This is a genomic window from Streptomyces botrytidirepellens (assembly GCF_003721215.1).
Taxonomy (GTDB): domain Bacteria; phylum Actinomycetota; class Actinomycetes; order Streptomycetales; family Streptomycetaceae; genus Streptomyces; species Streptomyces himastatinicus.
Genome location: NZ_RIBZ01000695.1, coordinates 1 through 6683 on the forward strand (window position 1 = coordinate 1; position 6683 = coordinate 6683).

Annotated in this window: 5 protein-coding genes; all 5 read left to right on the forward strand. The window is 73.0% G+C overall.

Going from position 1 to position 6683, the window contains the following annotated elements; all coding sequences use genetic code 11:
* Positions 1-427: 427 nt before the first annotated feature.
* The 5 genes from EEJ42_RS36065 to EEJ42_RS36085 all read left to right on the forward strand — a co-directional run bounded on the left by EEJ42_RS36065 (position 428) and on the right by EEJ42_RS36085 (position 6628).
* Positions 428-1189, forward strand: a complete 762-nt coding sequence (locus EEJ42_RS36065) for a GNAT family N-acetyltransferase (RefSeq protein ID WP_123106416.1) — start codon at positions 428-430, stop codon at positions 1187-1189.
* 440 nt (positions 1190-1629) lie between these two features.
* Positions 1630-2415: a CAP domain-containing protein gene (locus EEJ42_RS36070; protein ID WP_123106417.1), complete on the forward strand. Its 786-nt coding sequence runs from the start codon at positions 1630-1632 to the stop codon at positions 2413-2415.
* Between the two features lie 96 nt (positions 2416-2511).
* A complete protein-coding gene (locus EEJ42_RS36075) occupies positions 2512-4242 on the forward strand; it encodes a phospholipid carrier-dependent glycosyltransferase (protein WP_123106418.1) in 1731 nt (576 codons plus the stop codon).
* A 251-nt stretch (positions 4243-4493) separates the two neighbouring features.
* Positions 4494-5456: a hypothetical protein gene (locus EEJ42_RS36080; protein ID WP_246097590.1), complete on the forward strand. Its 963-nt coding sequence runs from the start codon at positions 4494-4496 to the stop codon at positions 5454-5456.
* Positions 5453-6628: a S8 family peptidase gene (locus EEJ42_RS36085; protein WP_123106419.1), complete on the forward strand. Its 1176-nt coding sequence runs from the start codon at positions 5453-5455 to the stop codon at positions 6626-6628. The genes EEJ42_RS36080 and EEJ42_RS36085 overlap by 4 nt, the downstream gene beginning before the upstream one ends.
* Positions 6629-6683 lie beyond the last annotated feature (55 nt).

A 6683-nucleotide genomic window follows, 5' to 3' on the forward strand; every position in this document is an offset into this window, starting at 1 on the left:
GGCAGGCGGCCGCACGGGACGGGTACGGGCTGGGCGGCACCGCTCGCCGGAGCGCGGGCGGCCGGGCGCAGCTGTCGCGGCCATCACATCCGCGCCCGGGGGCTCGGCGAGATGCGGCCCGACGCGTACGGCGCGGATCGCCCGGCATCCAGGGGCCGTTGACCCCGCCCCGCACAGGGGGACGCGCGGCGTCGGCGTTCTGAACGGCCGGGGACACCTCCGCGGCGGTCGGACGAACCCCTGGTGAGGGCCGTCGCCGATTTGCCCCGGGCCCGGGCCCGTATGCGACAGTGGACCGCCCGCTCGGCCGGGCGCGCCCGCGCGCGCAGCCGCCGACGGGCTCCCCATACCTCAGCAGGACAGTATCCGGTCGCGCCCGCGCGTGTCCGGGCTGTCGCCGTCCCTCCCTACGTCCTTCCTGAGAGCGATGCTGGCAACGACTCTTCCTCCCCGGACCACGGACCTGTTCGACCAGGGCCTGGAGTTGCGACCCGGTTCCGCGCTGCTGCGATTCGGCGCCGCCCGGCAGCGCCCGGCCGACCGGTTCAGCTGGTCGGGCGATGGCGCCGCGGCGTGGCTCGACGACGTCCGCGGCCATGTGTGGACCGTCGGCGGCCCGGAGCCCGCCGCCGGGCTGGTGCTGCGCGCCGCGCAGCGCCGTCCGGAGAAGGTGCGGGAGTTCACCGGGCCGCGTGGCACCGAGGCCCTGGTCGCCCGCCATCTGCCGGTGAACGACATCGTCGAGTGGGTGTTCCGCTGGACGCTGGAGGAACCGCCCGTGCAGCGGGGCGAGGAGCGCGTGGTCGTCCTGGACGAAAGCCACCACGACGAGCTGCTCGACTTCCTCGGCGAACACAGCCCCGCCTACTCGACCGGCCCCGGCTCCGCGGACGTCAGTCTGTGGTGCGGAATCCGCGGCGACGACGGCCGACTGGTGGCCTGCGGCGCCATGAGCAGCCTGCGGGACAGCGGGGCGCCGCTGATGGCGTCCGTGGCGACGGACGCCGCGCAGCGCGGCCAGGGTCTCGGCGCGGCGCTGACCTCGTGGCTGACCCGGTACGCGGTGCGCCGTCACGGCTTCTGCACCCTGTGGCAGCTCGCCGACAACGCTCCCGCCGAGCGGCTCTACACCCGCCTCGGCTACCGCAACGAGGACCCCTGCGTGGCCGCCCGGATCTCCTCGAACTGACCGGTCTCCTCGCACTGACGGATCTCCTCGAACTGATCGTGGCGAACCCATGACAACAGTCACACCGGCCCCGGGAACGAACGGGGCGCAATAGTAGATACCCGCTCGGCGAAATCGGAGACTTTTCGGCCCTTGCCGACATGTCGTATCCGGGTTCGCCGCGGGTCCGGTGTCCCGCTCGGTCGCAAGGCCACCAGGCGTTCTGACGGCGGGACACCGTCACATCTCCTTCACCGGACCTCCGCAGCACACCTCGGTGTTCCTTCGCAAGCGACGCCCCGCACTACGACCCTCGGTAGTAGCGAACATTTGTTGCATTGCTTTCGGCGCGGCCCTAAGAATGACGGCCCACAAGCGCCTCGGCAGTTCTGGCATCGCTCCGCCCAGAGTCGGCCGTACACGGGGGAGGGCGTGCCGCGACTACCGAGTGAGGGTCACGCATGAGCAAGCACCGGACCACGAAGACGCACCACCGGAAGATAGCCGTCGCTGCCGTCGCGGCGGCCGCCGTGGGTGTGCCGTCCGTCGCGATGGCGTGTCTGGACGGTCCGGACGACAAGGGCAGCCAGGCACGTGGTGTCGAGGCCCGCGCGACCGCGGAGCAGGGGCAGGGACAGCGGTGGCACGAGAAGAAGAGCCACCACCGGGACGCGGAGAAGGCGGCGCCGACGAAACGGGCGAAGGAAACGGAGCGGGCGTCGCGGTCGGCCTCCGCCACGCCGAGAACCCGCACGACCTCCGCCCCCGCCACGACCCTCTCCGACACCGCTCCGGCGGCGGCGGAGTCCAAGGCCCCGGCCACCACCGCCCCCGCCACCAAGGCCGCCGCCTCCCCGTCGACCGCGGCGTCCAGCGCCGAGGCCCAGGTCGTGGAGCTCGTCAACGACGAGCGCGCCAAGGTGGGTTGCTCGCCGGTGAAGGTGAACGCGAAGCTCACCGAGGCCGCCGAGGCCCACAGCAAGGACATGGCGGAGCACAGCAACATGTCGCACACCGGGTCCGACGGGTCGCAGCCGGGCGACCGGATCGAGGCCGCGGGCTACTCGTGGAGCACCTACGGCGAGAACGTCGCCTACGGCTACAGCTCGGCCAAGAGCGTGATGGAGGGCTGGATGAACAGCTCCGGTCACAAGGCCAACATCCTGAACTGCGACTTCAAGGAGATCGGCGTCGGTCTCTCCGGGTCCGACCACTACTGGACGCAGGACTTCGGCACGGCCCGCTAACCCGCACGCCCGCGCCCACGCCTCACTTTTTGCGGTTCGCGCCGAGTTCGCGTTCCTCAGCCCGTTCGCGGATGCGCACCATTATGGTCGGGTTCCATGCACGTGGCAGGTGTCCTCGACAGGGTGACCCGGGTGGCCGTGGGTCCGGTGGCGCGGGCCGGGGAGTCGCGACACGGCGGGCCGCGGCTCGGTGAGCCGCGGCGGCCGCGTCGCCGGATGGCCGTGGCCGTGGCCGTCATCGTGGCCGTGCTGCTCGCGCAGATGGCCGTCGCGATGGTGACCGCGGCCGTGGAGCAGACGCCGACCATCGACGAGCCGGTGTACGTGGGGACGGCGAAGACGTACCTCCAGGAACACAGCCTGCGGTTCAACCCCGAACACCCGCCGCTGGGCAAGCTCCTCATCGCCACCGGGCTGCTGTTCGCCCACGCCCGCCTCGCCCCCGGTTTCGCCGGGGACCAGGGGGCGCTGGGGCGGCGTCTGCTGTACGAGTCGGGCAACGACCCCTGGCAGGTGATGCTGTGGGCGCGGCTGCCCGTGATCGTGCTGACGCTGCTGTTCGGGCTGGTCGTCTTCGCGTTCGCAACGGAGCTGGCCGGTCCCGTGGGCGGAGTGGCGGCGCTCGCCCTGTACACGTTCTCGCCCGATGTCATCGCGCACGGTTCGCTCGCCACGCTCGACGTACCGATGGCGGGTTTCCTGCTGGCCTCGGTGTGGCTGCTGTGGCGGGCGCGCCGTCGCCCCTTACGCCACCTGCCGCTCGCCGGGGCGGCGCTCGGCGCGGCCGTGGCCACCAAGATGAGCGCGCTGCCCGCGGTTCCGGTGCTGATGCTCCTGGCGGTGCTGTCGTACGCGTACGCGCACCGGACATCCGGCACCGGTCCGCGCGGGACGGCGCGCAACCTGGCCCTGGGCGTGGCGGGCGCGGTGGGCATGGCGCTGGTCGCGCTGGCCGTGGTGTGGGCCGCGTATCTCGCCGTCGACCCCCGGTTGCGCTGGACCACGCCCGGCCAGGTGCCCGCCGTCCACGGGCTGCGCGGGCTCGCGGTCGACCTGCTGCCGGTCCCCGAGCCGTTCCGCGACGGGATGCGCATCCAGTTCGGGTTCGAGAACCAGCCGTGGCGCGGCTTCCTGTTCGGCCGCCGGTACCACGGCTCGCTCTGGTACTACCTGCCCGCCGCGCTGCTGGTGAAGACGCCGCTCGGCATGCTCGCGCTGTGGGCCATCGGTGCCGTCGCGATGGTGGCGGTGCCCCGGATGCGGCCCGCGGCGCCGTACGTCCTGCTGCCCGCAGCCGTGCTGCTGGCCGTGGCCATGAACGGAGCCCGCGACCTCGGCGTGCGGTACGCGCTCTTCCTGCCCATGTTCCTGGCGGTCGCCGCGGCCGGGGTGGTCACGCTCCGGTGGCGCGGGGCCCTCGGCGTGACGGCGGCTCTGGTGGTGTGCGTGGCGGTCAGCTCGCTGCGGACCTACCCGTACTACCTGCCGTACGCCAACGAGGCGTTCGGCGGCCCGGCCAGGACCCATCTGCTCCTGCACGACTCGAACGTCGACTGGGGCCAGGACCTGGGGCGGCTGGCCGACCGGCTCCGGGAGCGCTACCGGCACGAGCGGGTGTGGCTGGTCTACAAGGGCAGCGGTGTGCCGTCCGCGTACGGCATCCACGCCCCCGACCCGCGCCGGGTGCCCCCGGACCGGGTGCACGGGCTGCTCGTCGTCTCGGACTCCTCGGTCGCCTGGGCGCGGGGACGGCTGGCGGCGCTGATCGAGCACAGCCGCCCGGTCGACGAGGTCGGCCACTCCCTCACCGTCTACCGCCGGAGCTAGTGCCCGACCCAGGGGAGGTCCGGGGTCGGTTACTGCGTGTCCAGCGATGATCTGTAGGGTCACCTCTGCACGTGCGGGGGCGTGTGCCGTAGGAGGTTGGTCTCCTCTGCCGTTCTGCGCCCGCTCATCGGCCGCCGACACCGAGGAGGGGCGCCATGTCGTACCCGAGACCACCTGAAGGCCCTGGCAGCGCCGGGCCCTACGGATACCCACCCCAGCAGGGCCAGGCGCCCGTGCCGCCCCCACCACCCATGCCACCGTCCCCGCCGCCCGGCGCCCCGCAGGGCCGGCAGGGGCAACCGGCGTACGGCGGCCAGGGGTCCCAGGGCACTCCGTACGGCGGGCAGGGGACGCCGCCGTACGCCGGTCAGGGGCAGCCGTACGCCGGTCAGGGGCACCAGAGCGCTCCGTACGGCACCGGGGCCGCCCCGCAACCGCCGCCCGCGCAGCCGCAGAAGAACACCGGGCGCAGCTGCCTCACCGCCTTCCTCGGCATCACCGGCGCCCTCGCGATGCTGGGCGGTGGCGCGCTGACCGCGCACGCCTTCTCGAACGCCAGCCAGGACATCCCCAACCGCACCGAGTACGGCGCGTCGATGTGGCGCAACGAGCCCGCGGACAAGCTCTTCCCGGACTTCGTCGCGCCCCGGCAGGGCACCGGCGAGGCCCGGACGCCTGACCGCAAGCGCGCCCAGTGGCACCGCATCGGGATATCCGAGAAGACCGGGTGTGACGACGGGCTGAGCGGGGCCACCGCGGCCCAGGCGGAGAAGCTCGGCTGCAAGGCCGTCCTGCGCGCCACCTACGTGGACCCGACGGGCAACACCGTCGCGACCGTGGCGCTGATCGTCCTGCCGAAGAGCGACTCCGCGAAGACCGAGATGAGCACGTTCTTCGACGCCGAGAAGGAGAAGGACAACCCGGGACCGGGAGTGAAGGCGTACGCCGTCCCCGGCACCATCGCGGCCAAGTGGAGCGACGCGGGGGCCAACGGCTCGGCGGGGCAGTCGGTCACCGACCTGTACCTCCCCTACGCGCTCGTGGCCTCCGCGGGTTCCGTCGACGGCCGCAAGGCGGGCGAGCTGCCCGGCGAGTGGGGCAAGTACAGCATCGACGCCAAGCAGGACCGCGCCCCGTGGCGGGGCGCCGCCGACGGCCTCGTCGACGCCCTGAACGTCCACTACCTCGACCTGCTGACGGAGGGGACCTCATGAGCGTCCGGCGACACACCGGCGCGCGCCTCGCCACGGCCATGACCGCGGTCGTCCTCGGCTCGGTGCTGGGCGTGGCCGCCGCGCCGCCCGCGGCCGCCGCCAACCCCACGCCGACCGGCTGGGAGGCGAAGGCGCTCGGCCTGGCGTCGGCGCAACGCACCTCCCAGGGCGAGGGCATCAAGGTCGCGGTCCTGGACAGCGGCGTCATGACCAACCACGTGGCACTGAACGGCAAGGTGACCACCGGCCCCGACTTCCTCAAGGACGGTCTCCAGCCCGGCGATCCGGCCTGGGGCGGCCACGGCACCGCGATGGCCTCGGACGTCCTCAAGGTGGCCCCGAAGGCGAGCATCCTGTCGGTCCGGGTGATCGACGACAAGGAGGACCACGGTCCCGGGGACTTCAAGCAGGGAGCCAGCCCGACCAGCCAGGGCATCGACTACGCGGTCGACCACGGCGCCGATGTGATCTCCATGTCGCTCGGTGGCGAGATGTTCGGCGACAGCGTCGACGAGGACGAGGTCGACGCCCTGGCCCGGGCGGCCCAGAAGGGCATTCCGGTCATCGCCTCGGCGGGCAACGAGGGCGACATGTTCAACGACGCCTCGTACCCGGCGGGCTACCCGGGCGTGATCGCCGTGGCCGCCACCCAGCAGGACGGCAGCCGCGCCGAGTTCTCCACGGTCCGGACGTACAACTCGGTGGCCGCGCCCGGCGTGGCCATCATGAGCGCGAAGAACACGGGCGGCTACGAGCCGGTCAACGGCACCTCGCCCGCGGCGGCGCTCACCTCGGGCGTGGTGGCCCTGATGCTGTCGCACAACGACAAGCTGACCCCGGCCCAGGTCCGCACCCTGCTGACGAAGACGGCACACCATCCGGCGGACGGACGCAACGCGCTGGTCGGGTACGGGCCGATCGACGCAGCGGCCGCCGTCCGGGCCTCCGCGAAGCCGCCCGCCGACGGGACGGCCCCGGTGAAGTACACCGGCAAGGAGCACCTGGCCACCCCGGACGGGACGCCGAAGACCCAGCATCCGCCCCTGGAGACGGACCTGGTGACGATCGGCCTCGGCGCTGCGGGCGTCGGGCTGCTCATGGTCATCGGCGCGGTGCTGATCACCCGCGCGGGCCGCCGCCGCACGGCGGCCGCGGGCGCTCCGCGGGGCTGAACACCGGCGTGGCGGGTGGCGGGCGCGTCACGCCACCCGCCACGCGCGTCTCGCC